General features: G+C 70.6%; 12 protein-coding genes. 9 read left to right on the plus strand and 3 right to left on the minus strand.

The features are described 5' to 3' along the window. The first annotated feature begins 609 nt into the window (after positions 1 to 609). The 3 genes from ACFW9Z_RS27170 (at position 610) to ACFW9Z_RS27180 (ending at position 4,311) form a co-directional block, all read left to right on the plus strand. Positions 610 to 1,167, plus strand: coding sequence for a GNAT family N-acetyltransferase (locus tag ACFW9Z_RS27170; RefSeq protein ID WP_384645188.1), 558 nt, complete (start codon positions 610 to 612; stop codon positions 1,165 to 1,167). Positions 1,168 to 1,763: 596 nt separating this feature from the next. Continuing rightward, positions 1,764 to 3,101 carry an MFS transporter gene (locus tag ACFW9Z_RS27175; RefSeq protein ID WP_384645189.1) on the plus strand — a complete coding sequence of 446 codons (1,338 nt, stop codon included), beginning with the start codon at positions 1,764 to 1,766 and terminating at the stop codon, positions 3,099 to 3,101. Beyond that, positions 3,067 to 4,311, plus strand: coding sequence for an acetyl-CoA carboxylase biotin carboxylase subunit family protein (locus ACFW9Z_RS27180; protein ID WP_384645190.1), 1,245 nt, complete (start codon positions 3,067 to 3,069; stop codon positions 4,309 to 4,311). Before ACFW9Z_RS27175 ends, ACFW9Z_RS27180 begins: the two co-directional genes overlap by 35 nt. A 1-nt stretch (position 4,312) precedes the next feature. Here the strand turns inward: ACFW9Z_RS27180 and ACFW9Z_RS27185 are convergent, their stop codons facing one another. Further along, positions 4,313 to 4,495: a hypothetical protein gene (locus ACFW9Z_RS27185; RefSeq protein WP_384645191.1), complete on the minus strand. Its 183-nt coding sequence runs from the start codon at positions 4,493 to 4,495 to the stop codon at positions 4,313 to 4,315. Between the two features lie 92 nt (positions 4,496 to 4,587). On the opposite strand from ACFW9Z_RS27185, the gene ACFW9Z_RS27190 reads away from it, so the two are divergent. Continuing rightward, positions 4,588 to 5,748 carry a GNAT family N-acetyltransferase gene (locus tag ACFW9Z_RS27190; RefSeq protein ID WP_384645192.1) on the plus strand — a complete coding sequence of 387 codons (1,161 nt, stop codon included), beginning with the start codon at positions 4,588 to 4,590 and terminating at the stop codon, positions 5,746 to 5,748. Between the two features lie 338 nt (positions 5,749 to 6,086). Here ACFW9Z_RS27190 and ACFW9Z_RS27195 read toward each other — a convergent pair whose 3' ends face one another. Further along, positions 6,087 to 7,769, minus strand: coding sequence for a thiamine pyrophosphate-binding protein (locus ACFW9Z_RS27195; RefSeq protein ID WP_384645193.1), 1,683 nt, complete (start codon positions 7,767 to 7,769; stop codon positions 6,087 to 6,089). Next, entirely contained in the window at positions 7,766 to 8,758 is a 993-nt protein-coding gene (gene speB / locus ACFW9Z_RS27200) for an agmatinase (RefSeq protein WP_384645194.1), read from the minus strand. Before speB ends, ACFW9Z_RS27195 begins: the two co-directional genes overlap by 4 nt. A gap of 161 nt (positions 8,759 to 8,919) precedes the next feature. Here speB and ACFW9Z_RS27205 point away from each other — a divergent pair, with 161 nt between their 5' ends. The 5 genes from ACFW9Z_RS27205 (at position 8,920) to eccCa (ending at position 18,077) form a co-directional block, all read left to right on the plus strand. Further along, positions 8,920 to 10,572, plus strand: a complete 1,653-nt coding sequence (locus ACFW9Z_RS27205; protein ID WP_384645195.1) for a PucR family transcriptional regulator — start codon at positions 8,920 to 8,922, stop codon at positions 10,570 to 10,572. A 110-nt stretch (positions 10,573 to 10,682) separates the two neighbouring features. Beyond that, entirely contained in the window at positions 10,683 to 10,955 is a 273-nt protein-coding gene (locus ACFW9Z_RS27210; RefSeq protein WP_384645196.1) for a hypothetical protein, read from the plus strand. Positions 10,956 to 11,079: 124 nt separating this feature from the next. Then, positions 11,080 to 12,420 (plus strand): type VII secretion integral membrane protein EccD, encoded by a 1,341-nt coding sequence (gene eccD, locus ACFW9Z_RS27215; RefSeq protein WP_384645227.1) that lies wholly within the window; start codon positions 11,080 to 11,082, stop codon positions 12,418 to 12,420. A gap of 64 nt (positions 12,421 to 12,484) precedes the next feature. Beyond that, positions 12,485 to 13,813 carry a MinD/ParA family protein gene (locus ACFW9Z_RS27220; protein WP_384645197.1) on the plus strand — a complete coding sequence of 443 codons (1,329 nt, stop codon included), beginning with the start codon at positions 12,485 to 12,487 and terminating at the stop codon, positions 13,811 to 13,813. 211 nt (positions 13,814 to 14,024) lie between these two features. Next, positions 14,025 to 18,077 (plus strand): type VII secretion protein EccCa, encoded by a 4,053-nt coding sequence (eccCa, locus tag ACFW9Z_RS27225; protein WP_384645198.1) that lies wholly within the window; start codon positions 14,025 to 14,027, stop codon positions 18,075 to 18,077. The last annotated feature ends 22 nt before the right edge of the window (positions 18,078 to 18,099 follow it).

Consider the following 18,099-nt stretch of genomic DNA (forward strand, 5'->3'; position numbering starts at 1 on the left):
CCCATGTGATGGTTCTGACCGGCCGCGCAGCTGCAATATAACTACACCTCCCGAGTGAGGAGACAGCGACTTCCGATCTCCGACACTTCAAGGCGAACCCCTACGACCCGCTTCGCACGCCTCGCCACTAATGCGCCACCATGTCCATTTTCAGGCATGAAGAGCGGTAAGTTTCGTCCACGTGGCCACTGATCCCGGAGCTAGACAAAAAAGTATCCGTGCGGCATACCCCCGTCAATAGCTGAGGCAGCCACAGACAGGCAAAAGTGCAACTGGCACGCGGAACGTCAGGGTGCGAGTCCGCCCAGCGATTCCGAGGTGTGCGCAGAGCCGCCCATGCCGCGCCGACTGTCTCACGGCCTGGGCGCGCGTCCAAGGAGGAAGAGAGCGGCGGTCGGTGCCGCGTGCGGGCGCAGTGCGGCAGAAATACCCCCGTAGCAGAGCTACTTGGATTTCGCGCGCATGCCGGGCGTCGGGGCGCAAATGGTCCTGCACCACTGGTGCCGCGCCCTCTTGCGCACCCCGCCCCGCCATCACGTACCGTCGCGTTGCCCGACCCGCCCCATGGACGTACCGAGACCCTGGAACACGCCACGGAGGTTCTTCGCCATGAACAGCACCACGCCGTTCCTTCCTGGACGGCTCGAACTCGTAGGGGAGGGGCTCGTCCTGCGCGATTGGGCGGAGCGGGACCTGGCCACGATGCCGGGGCTCTTCGATCACCCGGATATCGCGTACTGGACACCGCTCGTCTCGCCCTTCGACGCGGCGGCTGCGCAGATACGCCTCGACCGGGCCCGGCAGTTGCGGGCCGAGAGGACGGCCGCCCTGCTCGCGATCACCGCGGACGGGGGGACTGCGCTCGGAGAGGCGACGTTGCAGAGGGCGCCAGGGGGAACGGAGATCGGCTACGCGGTCGGGCCGGCGCACCGGGGACAAGGGCTGGCCTCCCGTGCGGTACGGGTGATGGCCCGCTACGCGTTCGAGGAGCTGGGATCGGAGCAGGTGATTCTGAAGCTGGAGGCCGCGAATGCCCCGAGTGTGGCCGTGGCCGCCCGGGCGGGGTTCCGACGGCTCGATGTGGAGCCGGTCGAAGGGGAAGAGAAGGGGAGATCGTTCGTTTTTGAGACGTGGGGGCTGAACCCCTCTGTTTTCAGGGATGCATGAAAAATAGTCACAATCCGCTCATCCCCCATCAAGGGGCTGTCTCACGTGGCGTGAGAGCGGTGCGGCATGGTGTCGGCTTGTGGGAGCTGGTCGCTCCGTTGTTGCCGGAGTTCAAGTCCCGGCCGCAGGGCGGTGGTACGGCTCCGGTCGGCGAACTCGACCGGGCCTCGGCCGTCGCGGACCTCGCCCCCTCTGCCTCTCAGCCGCCCTGACCTGCTACAAAAGACGTGCAAGCATCACCATGTGAGACGACCTCCAGGAGTCCACCCTGCCAGGATCGCAGTGCGAGTCTCCTCTTCAAGTGCTTATAATTCGCTCGCCACACCTAAACCTCTGCCGCTGCCTCTTCAGTATGTCTCTCCGGCGCTGCCCTGTTGTTTCGCAGCGCCGCTATATCGGAATGTGGACACAGCCGCAAGAGCAACGTCGCTCTGCTGACCCCAGGATGCGGGCTGCTGAGCTGTGGACACTCCGCTCATGGTGTGCTGCGTAGCACCGCTCATCGAGCAGCATGGGGCGCAGTGTTGGGGCCTGCGGCCAGCAATGAGCATCGATGACATGCTCAAGAGGCTCGGTGAAATGAACTTCAGGGGACTATGAACCGCAACGCGAGTGAGAACTCGATGAAGACGGCCGAGAACAGTGGGGAACTCGGCGGTGACGATGCGGCAGCACCGCGACAGGCATACATGCCGGCTGCCCAGATGGTGCGTTTCGTCACGGGCCGCGGGATCGCTGCGCTCGGCGACCAGTTCCTCCTGTTTGCCATCCCCCTGCTTGCCTACAAGTTGACGGGCAGTGCGTCGCTGACCGGCCTGATCTTTCTTGTCGAATGGCTTCCCCGGGTGATTTTCCTACCCGTGGCCGGGGTACTCGCAAGCCGCATCCGTGGATACACCCTGTATGTCTACTCGGATTTCATCCGCTCCGGGCTGGCCATCGTCTCGTTCGCTCTGATGTATCTGGTACCCGCCGGGAATCTGATCACGCTGTGCGTGCTGGCTGCCGGCATGTCGCTGGGGGGTGCGCAGTCCCACATCGCCCTGGAGGCCACGCTTCCCCGGTTCGTCCCGATGAACCAGATGATCCGGGCACAGTCGATCATCCAGGGGACAGAGCAGAGCAGTTGGGTCGCCGGCCCCGCGCTGGCAGCTTTGCTCGCTTCGGCACTGCCGACCACCAGTCTGCTTGTGGTGATCGGGGCGGTATACGGGCTGACCACGCTCAACACCCTGTCCCTGCGCCGATGGCTGCGGACCGAGAAGCCTGCTGAGGGGGCGGAAGAGCTGCTCTCGATCCGCCTGGTGATCACCGGTATAGGTGAAGGTATATCGATCCTGCGTAAGCTGCCCGCGATCCTGGGTCTGGTCGGCCTCGCCATGACTGTCAATCTCATGGTCGGTGTCGGCATGGCCACAAGCGCAGCTACCACCACCGGCATTTTTCACAAGCCGGACACGTACTACGGGATCCTGAGCTCCGGAGTCGGAGTGGTCGGCATCCTGGCGTTCTTCATCGTCCCGAAGGTGGCGAAGCGGCTGAAACCTTTCGTCGCCCTGATGGCGTCTTATTCGCTCATCTGCCTGGGCGGCGTCGGCGTCGGATTGGCGAACACGTTCACGCAGTATGCGGTGAGCTATGCGATTCTGCTTGGAACCGTCGGATTCTTTAACGTCATCATGCGTACGGAACGAGTCAGAAGAATACCGAGCGAGCACTTCGCGAAAACGATTGGCATCATCGCACTGCTCAACCAGCTGTCCTTGCCTGCGGCCGGATTCGTGGTGGCCCTGTTCGCCGTTTCTTACAGCCCTCAACATGTCGTTCTGGGCGCCGTGATCGGTTCCGCCTGCGCCGCCGTTCTCTTCACTCCACTTATCGCCCATCTGAGGAATCCCCATGCGCCTTCTCATTCTCCATCGAGTCACGGATAAAATGATCCGCTACGCAAGCGGAATTGACCACGAAGCACACGATGTCACCTACGTCGGGCCTGCGGACCGGCTGGCGACCCTTCCGGCCGACCTCCGCTGCACGCGCATCGAGCGCCCCGGCACCGGCGACACCGCAACGGAGGTACTGGCAGCTGTCGCCGGGCTGCCTCCCTTCGATTCGGTGATCTCCCTCGCCGAGTTCGACCTGATCGCTGCCGCCCAGGTGCGGACCGCCCTCGGTGTGCCCGGTGACCACGAGGCAGACGTCCTGCCCTGGCGCGACAAGGTGGTCATGAAGTCCGCAGTTGCTGCGGCAGGTCTGCGAGTCCCCCGGTTTCTGTCCCTGTCCGAGGCACTCGATGCGGAGGACGACGAACTGCCCTGGGCTCATGAGACGGTGCTGAAGCCACTCGATGGTGCAGCGAGCCTCAACGTCCACGTCTACCCGACGCTGGCCGGTGCCCTGGCCGCGGTGCGGGAGGCCGGGCTCCCCGAAGGCACCGAGCAGAACGGCTTCGAGGTCGAGGAGTTCATCACCGGCCCCATCGTCCATGTAGACGGTCTGGTGGTCGACGGCAAGCTGGCGGTCGTCAAGGCCAGTCGCTACATCGGTACTTGCCTGGGGTACGCGGACGGAACACCGCTCGGCTCGGTGCAGATCGATCTGACCCCGGAACTGAACCAGTGGGCCACCGAGTGCCTCGCCGCCGTCGGCATCAGCACGAGCCTCTTTCACCTCGAAGGCATCGAAACGGCGGACGGGCCGGTGTTCCTTGAGGTCGGCGCCCGCTTCGGCGGCGCGGACGTAGTGGACACTTTCGAACTCGCCACCGGCGTACATCTGCCTTCCCGCTATCTGCAGTTGATCACCGACGGCCTGGATGTCGGCAGCTACACCTGGCCCGACGGCGACGAGCCCCACTACGGTTGGTTCATCTGGCCCGGCCATCGACTCGGCAGCGAGCTCTGCCGGATCGAGGGGGAGAGGGCATTCCGCGAGAGCCCGCTCGTTCACCGGTGGATCCAGCGATCCGAGAGCGATCCGGTCAAGACGACGCTCAGCTATGTGGACACCGATGTCCCTCTGGCCGGCATCGTCGGCCCCGCCGGCTCAGCCGAACTCGATCGTTTTCTCCGTGAGGCCTTCTCTTCCATACGTGTCGAACCCGCGACTCCCCCTGGTGGCGATGCCGACGAGAACCAAGCCTGAATCATTCATCATGGCAACCGGTCGGCATTGCGCCCGAGTTGTCGTTACCGGTGATCTCATCCTCGGCCACCGCGTCGTCACCTTCGACAACGCCTACGCCGCCCACCCCGAACGCTTCAGCCGCGAGCTCCGACCGCCTCAGATCGCCGAACAGACCATGGACCACCGATCGGGCCAGGCACACGGAACTCCCACCACAAGCCTCACAGGCAAGTAGACGCCTCATCGGGCTTGACACGTACCGCTTCCACCGCGCCTGACCAGAAAGTCAACAGTATGAGAGTCGCTGACGCATCCCCCCTGGACCTCGGAGAGCTGTCGCCGAACACGTGGGACGCTCTGGCCGCCGACCGGTTCTACTCCTCCAGCTCTTGGCTACGCCTGTGCGCGACGACTCCGGGCGCGACATCCACCGGTGTCGTCGTGGCCAAGGAGGACGACGCCCGCGTGCTGGCCGCCGCACCAGTGACCGTCGTCGAGGGACTGCCCTCGGCCTTCTACCGGTGGAATGAGTTGATGGCCGGGCATGGCCTGCCGCAACCACCGGCCACCGGCCTGATGATCGGCGCTGACCAGGGGTACCGGAGTGACTTCCTGTACGGGCCGGGGGTGGAGCGCGCCAGGGCCGCCGAGGCACTGACAGCCGAACTGACTGCCCGTCACCAGGCTCTGCCCGGGGCAGACCAGCGGGCTCTTGTCGGGATGTACCTGTCCACGGACACGGCGCGGGCGATTTCCGACAGCACCGACTGCCCGCCCCCGGTATTCCTGGAGACGGAAGGCTGGTGGGAGATTCCGGAGGGAGGGTGGGAGGAGTACCTGGAGAACCACAGCTACAAACGGCGGGTCTCCATACGCGCCGAGGTACGCCGCTTTGCCGAGGCCGGCTACACCGTGGAACATCTGCCGCTGGCCGAATGCTGCGAAACCATCGCCAGGCTTGCCGCCGTGACTCAGAGCAAGTACGGACACAGCGGCTCCGAGGAGAAGGAACTGGCCGCCTTCCAGCGCCACGCGGCCGTGATGGGGGACAACGCGAAAGTTGCCGTTTGCCGCTTGCCCACCGGCGAGGCCGTCGGCTTCTGTCTCTACTACGTGTGGGGAGACACGCTCTATCTGCGCGCTGCCGGATTCGACTACGAGCGCCTTGTCGGAGCAGCCGAATACTTCAACGTAGTGATCTACGGCCAGATCATGCGTGCGCCTGAGCTCGGAGTACGGAATCTGCACGCTGGGATCAAAGCGCCCGAGGCCAAGGCGTTGCGCGGAGCAGCACTGCGGCCCCTGTGGTTCGTGGATCTCTCCCCGCAGAGTGTGCTCCACGGCCACACCGCGGAGATCCGGGCACACAACGCTGCGGCTCTGGACCGCCTGACGGCCGACCGGCGGACTGCGTCACGAGTGAGTGATCATGAGTCATGGCTCGGGTTCTGCTGAGGGAGATCATGGTGGCCCCTGGCGGATAGTGCCGCCCTCTCCTCCGGCCGATCTGCGAGATCGAGGGCTCTTCCCGCTGCCCGGGCCGCCGAAGGAATCGCCGAAGCCCCCGAGGTGGAGCGGCGGCGCGAGGAGATCTCTCCCGCGTTCGGCCTCGGGCAGGCCGTGTACGACCGCCGGGTCGCACTCGGCCTCTCCCAGACTGAGCCGGCCCGGCGCACCGGTATGAAGCAGCCGCAGGTCTCGAAGCCGGACACGAGCGCGGACACGAGCACGAGCACGGAGAGGACGGCGGCCACGGGCTGAGGGGCCTATCCCCTCAGCCCGCCCCGCCCGGCCTACAGATGCGTCGGCTCGAACATCCGCAGCAGCGCCGGAAGCACGACGACCGAGGGCCCCGGGGCCGCCAGGGCCTTGCCGAGGTCCGCGGCGAGCGATTCCGGTGTCGTACGGACGGCCGGTACGCCGAAGGACTCGGCGAGGGCGACGAAGTCCGGGCGGGCCAGCTCGGTCCCCGCCGTCTCGCCGTAGGCGTCCGTCATGTACTCGCGCAGGATGCCGTACCCCCCGTCGTCCACGATCAGCCAGGTCAGCGGCGCGTCGTACTGCCGCGCGGTGGCCAGCTCCGCGATCGAGTACATCGCACCGCCGTCGCCGGAGACCGCGAGCACGGGGGTGGTCGGGTCGGCGGCGGCCGCGCCGATGGCCGCCGGGAAGGCGTAGCCGAGGCCGCCCGCGCCCTGGGCGGAGTGCATGGTGTTGGGGCGCCGGGCGTCAAAGGCGGACCAGGCCCAGTAGGCCAGGATCGTCATGTCCCAGAAGCTGGGCGATCCGTCGGGCAGCGCCTGCCGGACGGCGGCGAGCACCTGCTGCTCCAGGGCGAGGTCCTGCGCCTCGATCCGGACCCGTACCTTCTCCAGCACCGTACGTACGCGCTCCGCCGCCCCCGCGTCCTCGCGCCGCTCCACGGCATCCAGCAGATCGGCCAGCGCCTCGCGGGCGTCGGAGTGGATGCCGAGCGCGGGGTGGTTGGACTCCAGCTTCCCGGCGTCCGCCTCGATCTGGATCACCCGGCCGCGCGGGCGGAAGGTGTGGTAGTTCGAGGAGAGCTCACCGAGCCCCGAGCCGACGACGAGCAGGACGTCCGCGTCCTCCAGGAAGTCGGTGGTGTGCCGGTCCTCCAGCCAGGAGCGCAGCGAGAGCGGGTGCTCCCAGGGGAAGGCGCCCTTGCCGCCGAAGGTGGTGACGACCGGCGCGTCGATCCTCTCGGCCAGCGCCCGCAGCTTGCCGGACGCGTCGGAACGTACGACTCCGCCACCCGCGATGATCACCGGCCGCTCGGCGTTCGACAGCAGGTGGGCCGCGGCGATCGTCAGCTCGGGGCGCGGGTAGAGCTCGCGCGGGGTGGCGTCCATGGCGCTGACGACGGGAAGGGCCGTCCCGGCCGACAGAACGTCCTGCGGGATCTCCACCCAGACCGGCCCGTGCGGGGCGGTCAGCGCGGACTCCCAGGCGGCGGCGATCGCGGACGGGATCTGCGAGGCGGCCCGCACGGTGTGCACGGACTTCACGATGTCCCGGACGGACGCCTGCTGGTCGCGCAGCTCGTGCAGATAGCCGTGGCGCCCGCCGCCGAGCCCCGCCGTGGGCACCTGGCTGGAGATCGCGAGTACGGGGGCGGAGGCGGCGGCGGCCTCCTGGAGCGCGGCGAGCGAGGTGAGCGCGCCGGGCCCGGTGGAGAGGAGGAGCGGCGCCACCTCACCGGTGATCCGGCCGTACGCGTCGGCGGCGAACCCGGCGTTGTTCTCGACGCGGAGTCCGACGTACCGCAGCGAGGAGCGGCGCAGCGCGTCGAACATGCCGAGCGCGTGCTGTCCGGGCAGCCCGAAGACGGTGGTCGCGCCGAGCCCCTGGAGGGACTCGACGACGAGGTCACCGCCGGTACGGCCGGGCGGCGGGCTCAGTACGGCGGCGGCCTGAGCGGCACTGAGCTGCGGCCGGTCGTCGTGATCGTGGCTCACCGGGCGTCCTTGGCATCGGCCCCGTCCGCCTTCTCCGCCGCGATCTGGCGGGACATGATCGTCGTCAGCTCGTACGCGGTGTGGGAGGCGGCCACGGAGGTGATCTCGGCGTGGTCGTACGCGGGCGCCACCTCCACCAGGTCGGCGGAGACCAGGTGGCAGGAGGCCAGGCCGCGCAGGATCTCCAGCAGCTCGCGGGAGGTGAGGCCGCCGGCCTCGGGGGTGCCGGTGCCGGGGGCGTGCGCCGGGTCCAGGACGTCGATGTCGATGGAGATGTAGAGCGGCCGGTCCCCGATGCGCTGGCGCAGCTGGTCGGCGATCTCGTCGACACCGCGCCGCATGACGTCGGCGGAGGTGACGATGCCGAATCCCATCTTCTCGTCGTCGGTCAGGTCCTGCTTGCCGTAGAGCGGGCCGCGGGTGCCGACGTGGGAGAGGGCGGAGGTGTCGAGGATGCCCTCCTCGACGGCCCGGCGGAAGGGGGTGCCGTGGGTGTACTCGGCACCGAAGTAGGTGTCCCAGGTGTCCAGGTGCGCGTCGAAGTGGAGCAGGGCGACGGGCCCGTGCTTCTTGGCGACGGAGCGCAGGAGGGGCAGGGCGATGGTGTGGTCGCCGCCCAGCGTCATCAGGCGGGCACCCGTGCCCAGCAGGTCGTCGGCGGCGGCCTCGACGGTCTCGACGGCCTCGTTGATGTTGAACGGGTTGGCCGCGATGTCCCCGGCGTCCGCGACCTGCGCGAGGGCGAACGGGGAGGCGTCCTGGGCCGGGTTGTACGGGCGCAGCAGCCGGGAGGCCTCACGGATCGCGTTGCCGCCGAAGCGGGCGCCGGGCCGGTAGGAGACCCCGCTGTCGAAGGGCACACCGACGACGGCGACATCGGCCCGCCCGACCTCGTCGAGCCGGGGCAGCCGCGCGAACGTCGCGGGCCCGGCGTACCGCGGGACGCGGGAGGAGTCGACGGGGCCGCGCGGCGATTCGGTGCTGCTCATGGGGGTGTGCCTTTCCTTCGGTTCGTACGGGTTTCCGTTCCGTACGGTGTCCAGTGTGCGGGGTGCGGTGCACCGGCCGCCGGGATGCGGGTGCGAGGAAGACGGTAGGTGGCCCAGCGGCGGGGCAGAAGTGTACATTTCCTCCACCAGAGCCGCCCCGAATGGACGAATCATCCATGCCGCCCTCCGTGACCGCCCCGGGCCCGCCCACTCCCCCCGTCCCCCTCGCCGCCCTCCTCGCCCGCGAGGAGCTGGGCCTGCGCCGGATCGCGGGCCCGGAGGACGCCGAGCTGCTCTGGGTGCACACGTCGGAGATGGCCGACCCCTACCCGTACCTCCTCGGCGGCGAGCTGCTGCTCAGCGCCGGGGTGCTGCTGACGGACCCGGACCGCTACGTGGCGCGGCTGGTGGAGGCGGGGGCGGCGGCGCTGGGGTTCGGGGTGCGGCCGGTGCACGAGACGGTCCCGGAAGCCCTGATCGAGGCATGCGACCGCCACGGTCTGCCGCTGCTGGAGGTGCCGCCCGAGACCCCGTTCACGACGATCGCCCGGGCGGTGTGGCGGCTGATGGCCGAGGCCCGCCACCGCGAGCTGCGCCGGGTGACCCGGGCCCAGCAGGCCCTGGCCACGGCGGCGGCCCGCCCCGACCCCGTACCGGCGGTCCTGCACCAGCTGGCAACGCACCTGGGCGCCCGGGCGGTCCTGCTGACGGCGAGGGGCGAGGAGCTCCACGCGGCGGGCCGCCGCCCGCCCCCGGAGGTGACGGCAGCGCTGACACGGCTGGCCCGCGTGGTCACCCGGCAGCACCCCAACTCCCCCGCGTCGGCCACCGACACCCACACCGACACGTCCATGCCCACGCACACGCACACGCCCACTCATACGCCCACGCCCACGCACCTGTCGGCGTACGCGCTGGGCGGCGGCGAGGGCCTGGCACTGACTCTGGCGACCGGCCGACGGGAGGCGGGCGACCACACGGTGGCCGGGATCGCGGTGGTCCTGCTCTCCCTCCTGGCCGCCCCGCACCAGGGCACGGACGCGGCGGACCACTCGGCGGCCCTGGTACGACTGCTGCTCGGCGCCTCGCCCACCGAGGTGTCCCCACTCCTGGGCGGCGGCCCCGGCGCGACCCCCGGAACGAAGGACACCCCCTGGACCGTGGTGCACGCCCGCCGCACGGACGGCACGAGGGCGGACCCGCTCACGGCCGGGGCGCTCGGTGCATCGCTGGGCTCGACCCTGGTGGACGCGGGCCAGGACAGGAACGCGGTACGGATACTGCTCCCGACGGCCGCACACGAGGGAGCCGGGGAGGAACACGAGGGGGCCAGGGAGGAACACGAGAGAGCCGGGCAGAAGCACGAGGGGGCCGAGGAGGAACACGAGGCCGCCCCCGGAGTGCCCCCCGCCCTGACCCCACAACCAGGCTGGACGCTCGGCGCCTCCTCCCCCACCCCCCTCTCCGCCCTGGCCGCCGCCGACCTCCGGGCAGCCCGCGCCCTGGCCCACGCGGAGGCGACCCGGACCCCCCTGACGGTGGACGCCCCCGTCACGGGCCTGGCCGCCCTGATCCCACCCGACCAGGCCGCCGCCCACGCCCGCACCCTCCTCGCCCCGCTCACCCCACCCCTCGCCGACACCCTGCGCTGCTGGCTCTCCCTGCACGGCAGTTGGGACCGCACGGCGGTGGCCCTCTCCGTCCACCGCAACACGGTCCGCCAACGCATCGGGCGGTGCGCGGAGTTGCTGGGCAGGGACCTGGACGACATGGACGTACGGGCGGAGTTGTGGTTCGCACTGCGACGCGAATAGACGGCCCGGCGGGACGGGCAGGGCCCTGAGCGGGCGGTGGTACGGGCAGAGCCCTGAGGTGTACGGCCCGCTCGGCCATGCCTTATGTTGCGGTGGCAAAGGGGGATCGCATGGCACGGGATTACGACAGCCAGCTGCTGGAGTCGGTGGGGGTGCGCCGGCGCAGGATGCGGGACGCCCTGCTGTTCGGCACGGAACGCGCACGGCGGACGGCGGACGAGCGGCTGGGCAAGGTATTCGCGGGGATCGCCATCACGGCCGTGCTGTGCGCGGGGTGCGTGGGCTGGTCCTTCCTCCAGCACACCCTGGACAAGCAGAAGGCCGAGCAGCAGAAACAACAACAGCAGCGGCAGGCGCAGCAGTACGGGCAGCCGGAGCATTAGCGGTGGGCACCCGCACCGCATTCCCTATCAGGAATGGGGAAGCGCGCACAGTGCCGGATCGGTCAATCGGCCCGAAATTCCGAGAAGTCGCGATGATAGGTTTCCGCAAGTGGCGAGCACAGCAATGACTTCCCGGACGGAACTGAGCCGGGTGACCCTGGTCGGTGAGCGGCGCCGGGCCGACATCGTGCTGCCGTCCGACACACCCATCGGCCAACTCCTGCCCGACATCCTGCAGTTGCTGGACGACCGCGCTGCCTCACGGCCGTTGACCAGGCAGCTGCTCACCTCGGACGGTTCGGCGCTGTCGCACGACAGCACCCTCGCCTCGGCCGGCATCAGCGACGGCGCCGTACTCCGGCTGGTGCGGACCCATGCCGCCCCGCCCGCCCCGGTGGTCCACGACGTCACGGACCAGGTCGCCGACGACCTCGACCTCCAGGCCTGGCGCTGGCGTCCGGCCGTACGGCGGGGCGTCGCCGGCGCGGCCACCGTGGTCTTCGCCGTGACCGCCGCGCTGCTCGCCCGCCGGCAGATCCCCCTCACCGCCCTCGCCGGTGCCCTGGCGGCGGTGACGCCGGCGCTCATGGTGGCCGGTGCGCTCGGGGCGCGGCTCGGGCGGGGGAACCGCGGTCTGGCGACCGCGCTCCTGCTCACCTCCGGCGCGCTCGGCGCTCTCACCGCCTGGACCGCGGCCGATGCGTACGGCTGGCCGGGGCCGGCCCGGTTCGCCGCCGTGGCGGGATCGGTCGCCCTGTGTCTGGCCCTGCTCGGTGTGTTCTCCCCGCTGGGCCGAGGCGGCCTGATCGGCGCCGGGGCCACGGCCGCCCTGACCCTGTTGTGGGAGGCCGTCGCCGCCGTCACATCGGATCCGGCCCGGCTCGGCGCCGTGATGGGAGTGGTCTCCGTGATCCTCCTCGGGATGCTGCCCCGGCTCGCCCTGATGGCGTCGGGGCTCACGGCGCTCGACGACCGGCGCTCGGGCGGGACATCGGTCAGCCGCCACGACGTGGGCAACGCCCTGGCCGCCACACACCGTGGACTGGCCCTCGCGTCCCTCGCCACCGCCGTGTCGGCGGCCGCAGCGGGCTGGCTCCTCACCCTGGCCCCGGGGCCGACCGTGTGGACCGTGCTTCTGCCGTCGCTCATCGTGGTGGTGCTGCTCTCCAGGGCCCGGGCGTTCCCGCTGGTGGCCGAGGTGGTGGCGCTGTTCGCCGCCGCCGCGGTCCTCGCCGTACGGCTCGTGATGCTCTGGATGGAGCACGCCGGGGGCGCCGGACCTCTGGCGGTCCTGTGCGCGACCGCGCTGCTGCCCCTGCTCGCCCTGGCTGTGGAGCCGCCGGAGCATGTACGGGTCCGGCTGCGGCGGACGGCCGACCTGGTCGAGTCCATCGGCATGGTGGGGCTCTTCCCGCTCGCCATCGGTGTGTTCGGCATCTACGGACAGCTGCTCGACAAGTTCTGACGTCTCGGACACCACCTGCGCGGGCGCTCCGGGCGGGGCACCACAGCGGAGAAGAAGGGCAGACATGCCGAACGCGGAGAACTGGCAGGGTGATGTGCTGCGCGATCTGAGAGGTGCGGCTTCACCGGCTGCCCCGGTTCCACCAGTACGGCCGGTTCCACCGGCTTCACCAGGGGCCTCCCCGCAGGGTGCTGCGGCCCCCGCCGGGCAGACCCCCGCAGCCCCCACCCCCGTACCGGCAGAGGTCCCGGCACAAGCACAGGCGCAGGCCCCGGCGCAAGCGCAAGCACAGCCACAGGTCCCGGGACAGCCACAGCCACAGCCACAGCCACAGCCACAGCCAGCGCAACCGCCACAGGCCCGGACGCCTCCCCCCGGGCCGCCGCACGCCCAGGCCCAGCCACCGGCACCCCACCCGCACTCTCCCGCCCCGGCCCGCGCCGCGTACGGGGCAGCCACCCGCGCCCCCTCGGCCCCCGGTTCGCGGGCCGTCGTGGACCGTGAGCTGGCGGGTGCCGCGCGGCGGCCGCGGCGGGGTGAGCCGGTCGTGGTCCGAGCCGCCCGCGCCGTACGCCGGATCGTTTCCTCATCGGCCGCGCGTGAGGTCGCCGAGCTCACCCGCACCGCCGAGACCCTTCAGCAGCCCGTGACGACCGGACGGCAGATCGCCGTCACCTCCATCCGGGGCGGCGCGGGCAAGACCACCGTGGCGGCCCTGCTCGGTACCACCTACGCGCACTACCGCCCGGATCCGGTACTCCTCGTGGAGGCCGACCCGGCCCTCGGCTCGCTGCCGTTGCGGCTGGGGGCCGAGAGCCTGCGCTGGACCACGGCCGACCTTGCGGACATCGTGCAGCCTCAGATGTCCCTGCTCGACGTGACCGGCTATCTCGTCCAGCTCCCCGACAACGCCTGGCTGCTGCCCGGGAGCCAGGGGCAGATCGGGGCGATGCTGGACACGTCGACGTACGAACGGGTGATGGTGGCACTGCGCCGCTACTTCGGGGTGACGGTCGTCGACTGCGAGACGCTGCCCGCCGAGGTCGCCCGGGTCGCGCTCTCCGCCTCCCAGGCCCGTGTGCTGACCGCCCCCGCGACCCTGGACGGCATCACGAGCACGTACGCCGTGCTGCAGTGGATGCAGGGGCTCCCCCGCCACATGATCGACGGAACCGTCGTCGCGCTCACCGCTCTGGCCGCCCGCCCCGGGATCGATGTCGAGGCGGCGGCCGAGAAGCTCCGGTCCACCGGCGTCGGCGTCCATGTACTGCCCTACGACCGGCACTTGGCGGCCGGTGGCACGCTGCGCACCGAGCTGCTCGCCCGGCCGACGCACCTGGCCGCCACCCGGCTGGCCGCCGAGGTCTTCCAGCTCTCCCAGAAGCGCCGGTGACCCCGATGCCCCTCCCGTCGACGCCGACCGAGGCGCACACACTGCCCCCGAGCATGCCGCGCACGCTCATACCGACCCCGGCGCGCACGCTCATACCAACCCTGCCGCGCACGTTCATACCGACCCTGGCGCACCCGTTGACACCGGCCCCGACCCACGCGCCGATACCGGCCGTGGCCCACTCGCCGACCGCCACCGCCGGACGAAGCCGATGAGTACCCGACTGATCCACCGCCCCGCCCGGACCACCCGCCCGTCGGCCGCGCCCGCGCCCCGCACCATCGAGGCCCCGCCCAACCTCCCCGAGGGGAAGGCGGGGAACGTCGCCATGTCCCTGCTGCCGGTCGCCGGGGTCATGTCGTCCGTCGTGATGATGACGGTCGTCCGCAACAGCCAGTTCGCCGCACTGGGCGCGATCATCCTGGTCGTCACCATCGTCGGGTCCGTCGTTCTGCTCTTCTCGCAGCGCGGCAAGGCCCAGCGCACCCGCCGCACCCAGCGCGAGGCCTACCTCGCCTATGTGGAGGACCTGCGCGAGGAGTTGTCGGCCGAGGAGCGCGAGCGGCGGGAGCGGGCGGATGTGCTGAACCCGGCTCCGTACGCCCTGTACGACATCGTGCGCGATCCGGCCCGCCTCTGGGAGCGGCGCAGGGTCGACGAGGACTTCCTGCGCGTACGGGTCGGCACCGGCGAGATGCCCGTACGGGATCTGCGGATCGCCGAACCGGGCTCGACGGTCCTCACGCCCCCCGACCTCTTCATGCTCAACGAGGCGTCGGCGCTCACGAACCGGTTCCGCAACGGCACCGAACTCCCGCTCACGGTCCCGCTCGACCGGGTCGGCAACGTCAGCGTGATCGGCCCCCGCGAGGACTGTCTGCGGGTCGCCCGTGCCCTGCTCGTCCAGACCGCCGCCCTGCACGCCCCCGATGACGTCGGCATCGCCGTCGCGGCGCCCGGCGAACGGGTGGCGGACTGGGAGTGGGCCAAGTGGCTGCCGCACCTGCTCGACACCGAGCAGTTCGACGGCCCGGTCGCCGCCCGCCGTATCGCGCCCTCCGCGCCCCAGCTGGCCCGCCGGCTCGGGAACGAGCTGCGCCGCCGCGCCTCGTACGCGGCCGAGGTCCGCCGGGGTCTGGCCGGCCGGGACGCGCTGTCCATGAACTCCCGGCTGCTGGTGGTCACCGACGGGCACGGCGAGGACGCCGTCGAACTGCCGCGCCCCGACGACGCGGTGGGCCTGCGCGAGATGGGTGTGACCGTGCTGCATCTGCTGGAGCGGCGGGTGCAGGAGCCCGGACACGTCAGCGTACGCATCACCGTCGACGGGACCGAGGTGACGATCGAGGATCTGCGGGAACAGGAACCCGTCGAGGCCCACGGCACGGTGGACGAGGTCGGCCTCCCGTTCGCCGAGGGCCTGTCCCGGATGCTCGCACCGCTGCGGCTGTCGGCCGAGTCCCTGGTGGACGCGCCGCTGGCCGGGCCCGTGGAGTTCGCCGCGATGCTCGGCATCGACGATGTGGCCCAGCTCGACCTGGACCGGCTGTGGGCGCCGCGCGGGGAACGCGCCTTCCTGCGCGTCCCGATCGGGATCAGCGACTCCCACGAGCCGGTGCTGCTCGACCTCAAGGAGTCCTCGGAGCTGGGGATGGGCCCGCACGGCCTCTGCGTCGGCGCGACCGGCTCCGGAAAATCGGAGCTGCTGCGGACCCTGGTCCTCGCCCTGGTGGCCCTGCACCCGCCGGAGGATCTGGCACTCGTGCTGGTCGACTACAAGGGCGGGGCGACCTTCGCACCTTTCGCGGACCTGCCGCATGTCGCGGGTGTCATCACCAACCTGGAGAACCAGGCGGGTCTCGTCGAGCGGGTCCACGCCTCGCTCGCCGGTGAGGTCAAACGCCGCCAGCAAGCGCTGAAGGACGCGGGCAACGTCGCCGACATCGGGGACTACGCGGCGCTGCGCGCCGAGAAGCGGCCGGACCTGGACCCGCTGCCGCATCTGTTCGTCGTGATCGACGAGTTCGGCGAACTCCTCACCGCCAAGCCCGACTTCATCGACCTCTTCCTCTCCATCGGCCGGATCGGGCGCTCCATCGGCGTCCATCTGCTGCTCTCCAGCCAGCGCATCGAGGGCGGCAAGCTCAAGGGCCTGGACACCTACCTCTCCTACCGGCTCGGCCTGCGGACCTTCTCCGCCGACGAGTCGCGCACGGTCCTGGACACGACGGACGCGTTCCACCTGCCGCCACTGCCGGGATTCGGCTACCTCAAGGTCGACACCAGCCACTACGCCCGCTTCAAGGCCGGTTACGTGTCCGGGGGTTACCGCGGCCCCGTGCGGCGCACCGACGAGGAGGAGACCGGGCCGCTGGCACTGCCGTACGAGGCGTACAACACCCTGGCCGGGCCGGACGGCACGCAACAGGACCAGGAGCCGACCGCCCGCCGCCGCGAGACGGGGCCAACGGAACTCGGCGTCATGGTAGAGCAGTTGAGCAGGGCCGATGCTTCCCCGGTACGCAGCATCTGGCTGCCCCCGCTGCCCGCCGCCATCGCCCTGGACACGGTCGCGGGGCCCCTGGACGTCGGCCCGCGGGGGATGCGGCTGGCCGGTGCGCGGCCGGGCGGCGGCGATCCGGTGAGCACCGGCAGACCGGTGAAGCCCGGCGGAGGCGTCGGCGGCGGGCGGCAGGGCCCTCTCCTGGTGCCGCTCGGCCTGCTGGACGACCCGGCCAAGCAGTGGCAGGGCCAGTGGTTCCTGGACCTCACGGTGGCCGGCGGCCACGCGGCCGTGATCGGCGGCCCGCAGTCCGGCAAGACGACGCTCCTGCGCACCCTCGTCCTCTCCCTCGCCCTGACCCACACCCCGCAGGAGGTCGGCGTCTACGGGCTCGACCTGGTCGGCGGCGGCCTCCAGGCGCTGGCGGGCCTGCCGCACGTAGGAGGCATCGCGGGCCGCGCCGACCGGGAGCGGGCGGCGCGCACCGTCGAGGAAGTACGCACGATGCTGGCACTGCGCGAGGATCTCTTCCGCGAACACGGCATCGACTCGGTCGAGCAGTTGCGCACCCGGCACGCGGCGGGTCGGCTGCCCGAGCTGGCGTCCGCCGAGATCCTGCTCGTCATCGACGGGTTCGGGGCGCTCCGCGACGACTTCGACGAGCTCGACGACGCGGTGGCGGACATCCTGAAGCGTGGTGGCGGTTACGGGATCCATGTCGTGGCGGGCATGCTGCGCTGGAACGACGTACGCATCGCCATCCAGTCCAACTTCGGCACCCGCGTCGAGCTGCGCCTCAACGATCCCGGCGAGTCGAGCATCGACCGCAAGCTTGCGGAGACCCTGTCGCCCGACGAGCCCGGCCGGGTCCTGACCGACGGAAAGCTCTTCGCCCAGGTGGCACTCCCCCGTACGGACGGCGTCGCCGACACGGCGGACCTGGGGCCGGTCCTGGAGCGCGGCGCCCGGACGGTCCGCGCCACATGGAACGGTGAAGTGGCGCAGCCGGTAAGGGTGTTGCCACACCTCCTGGAGCCGCATCTGCTGCCGGGCCCGGCCGCCGAGCCCCGGCAGGTCCCCATCGGCCTCGACCAGTCGGCTCTCGCCCCGGTGCTGCTCGACCTGTTCCGGCACGACCAGCACCTGCTGGTGCTGGGGGACAGCGAGTGCGGCAAGACGAACCTGCTGAGGACGGTCGCGCACGGCCTCATCGACCGCTACGGCGAGGACGAGCTGGTCTTCGCGGTGATGGATCCGCGGCGCTCCCTGCGGGGTGCGGTGCCGGAGGAGTTCAACGGGGGCTACGCGTACAACTCCAAGCTGTGCGCGGGCCTTTCCGCCGGGATCGCCACCGAACTGGATAAGCGGCTGCCGGACGAGAACGCGCGCCTGGAGGACCTGGAGCCGGGCAGCTGGGGCAACGGCCCGCGCATCGTGGTCCTGGTCGACGACTACGACGTCCTCACGACCGCCGGCCAGTCGCCGCTGGCCCCCTTCCTCCCGTACATCCCCTCGGCGGTCGACATCGGCCTCCACTTCGTCCTGACGCGCCGGGTCGCCGGTGCCTCGCGCGGGATGTACGAGCCGCTGGTGCAGGGCCTGCGGGAGTCGGGGTCCTCGGCTCTGGTGATGGCGGGCGACCGCAGCGAGGGCCAGCTGTTCCCCGGCGTGTACGCCTCCCAACAGGCGCCGGGGCGCGGCATGTTCATCCGCAGGGGCCAGCCGAACCGGCTGATCCAGACGGTGTACGCGCCGACGTGACGTACACCGCCGCCGACCCCAT

Source organism: Streptomyces sp. NPDC059452, assembly GCF_042750035.1.
Taxonomy (GTDB): domain Bacteria; phylum Actinomycetota; class Actinomycetes; order Streptomycetales; family Streptomycetaceae; genus Streptomyces.

What these genes read in the sequence shown, in the direction of transcription:
- ACFW9Z_RS27170 (WP_384645188.1), top strand. Translation starts at nt 610, where the DNA reads ATGAACAGCACCACGCCGTTCCTTCCTGGACGGCTCGAACTCGTAGGG.
- ACFW9Z_RS27175 (WP_384645189.1), top strand. Translation starts at nt 1,764, where the DNA reads ATGAACCGCAACGCGAGTGAGAACTCGATGAAGACGGCCGAGAACAGT.
- ACFW9Z_RS27180 (WP_384645190.1), top strand. Translation starts at nt 3,067, where the DNA reads ATGCGCCTTCTCATTCTCCATCGAGTCACGGATAAAATGATCCGCTAC.
- ACFW9Z_RS27190 (WP_384645192.1), top strand. Translation starts at nt 4,588, where the DNA reads ATGAGAGTCGCTGACGCATCCCCCCTGGACCTCGGAGAGCTGTCGCCG.
- speB (WP_384645194.1), bottom strand. Translation starts at nt 8,758, where the DNA reads ATGAGCAGCACCGAATCGCCGCGCGGCCCCGTCGACTCCTCCCGCGTC.
- ACFW9Z_RS27205 (WP_384645195.1), top strand. Translation starts at nt 8,920, where the DNA reads ATGGACGAATCATCCATGCCGCCCTCCGTGACCGCCCCGGGCCCGCCC.
- ACFW9Z_RS27210 (WP_384645196.1), top strand. Translation starts at nt 10,683, where the DNA reads ATGGCACGGGATTACGACAGCCAGCTGCTGGAGTCGGTGGGGGTGCGC.
- eccD (WP_384645227.1), top strand. Translation starts at nt 11,080, where the DNA reads ATGACTTCCCGGACGGAACTGAGCCGGGTGACCCTGGTCGGTGAGCGG.
- ACFW9Z_RS27220 (WP_384645197.1), top strand. Translation starts at nt 12,485, where the DNA reads ATGCCGAACGCGGAGAACTGGCAGGGTGATGTGCTGCGCGATCTGAGA.
- eccCa (WP_384645198.1), top strand. Translation starts at nt 14,025, where the DNA reads ATGAGTACCCGACTGATCCACCGCCCCGCCCGGACCACCCGCCCGTCG.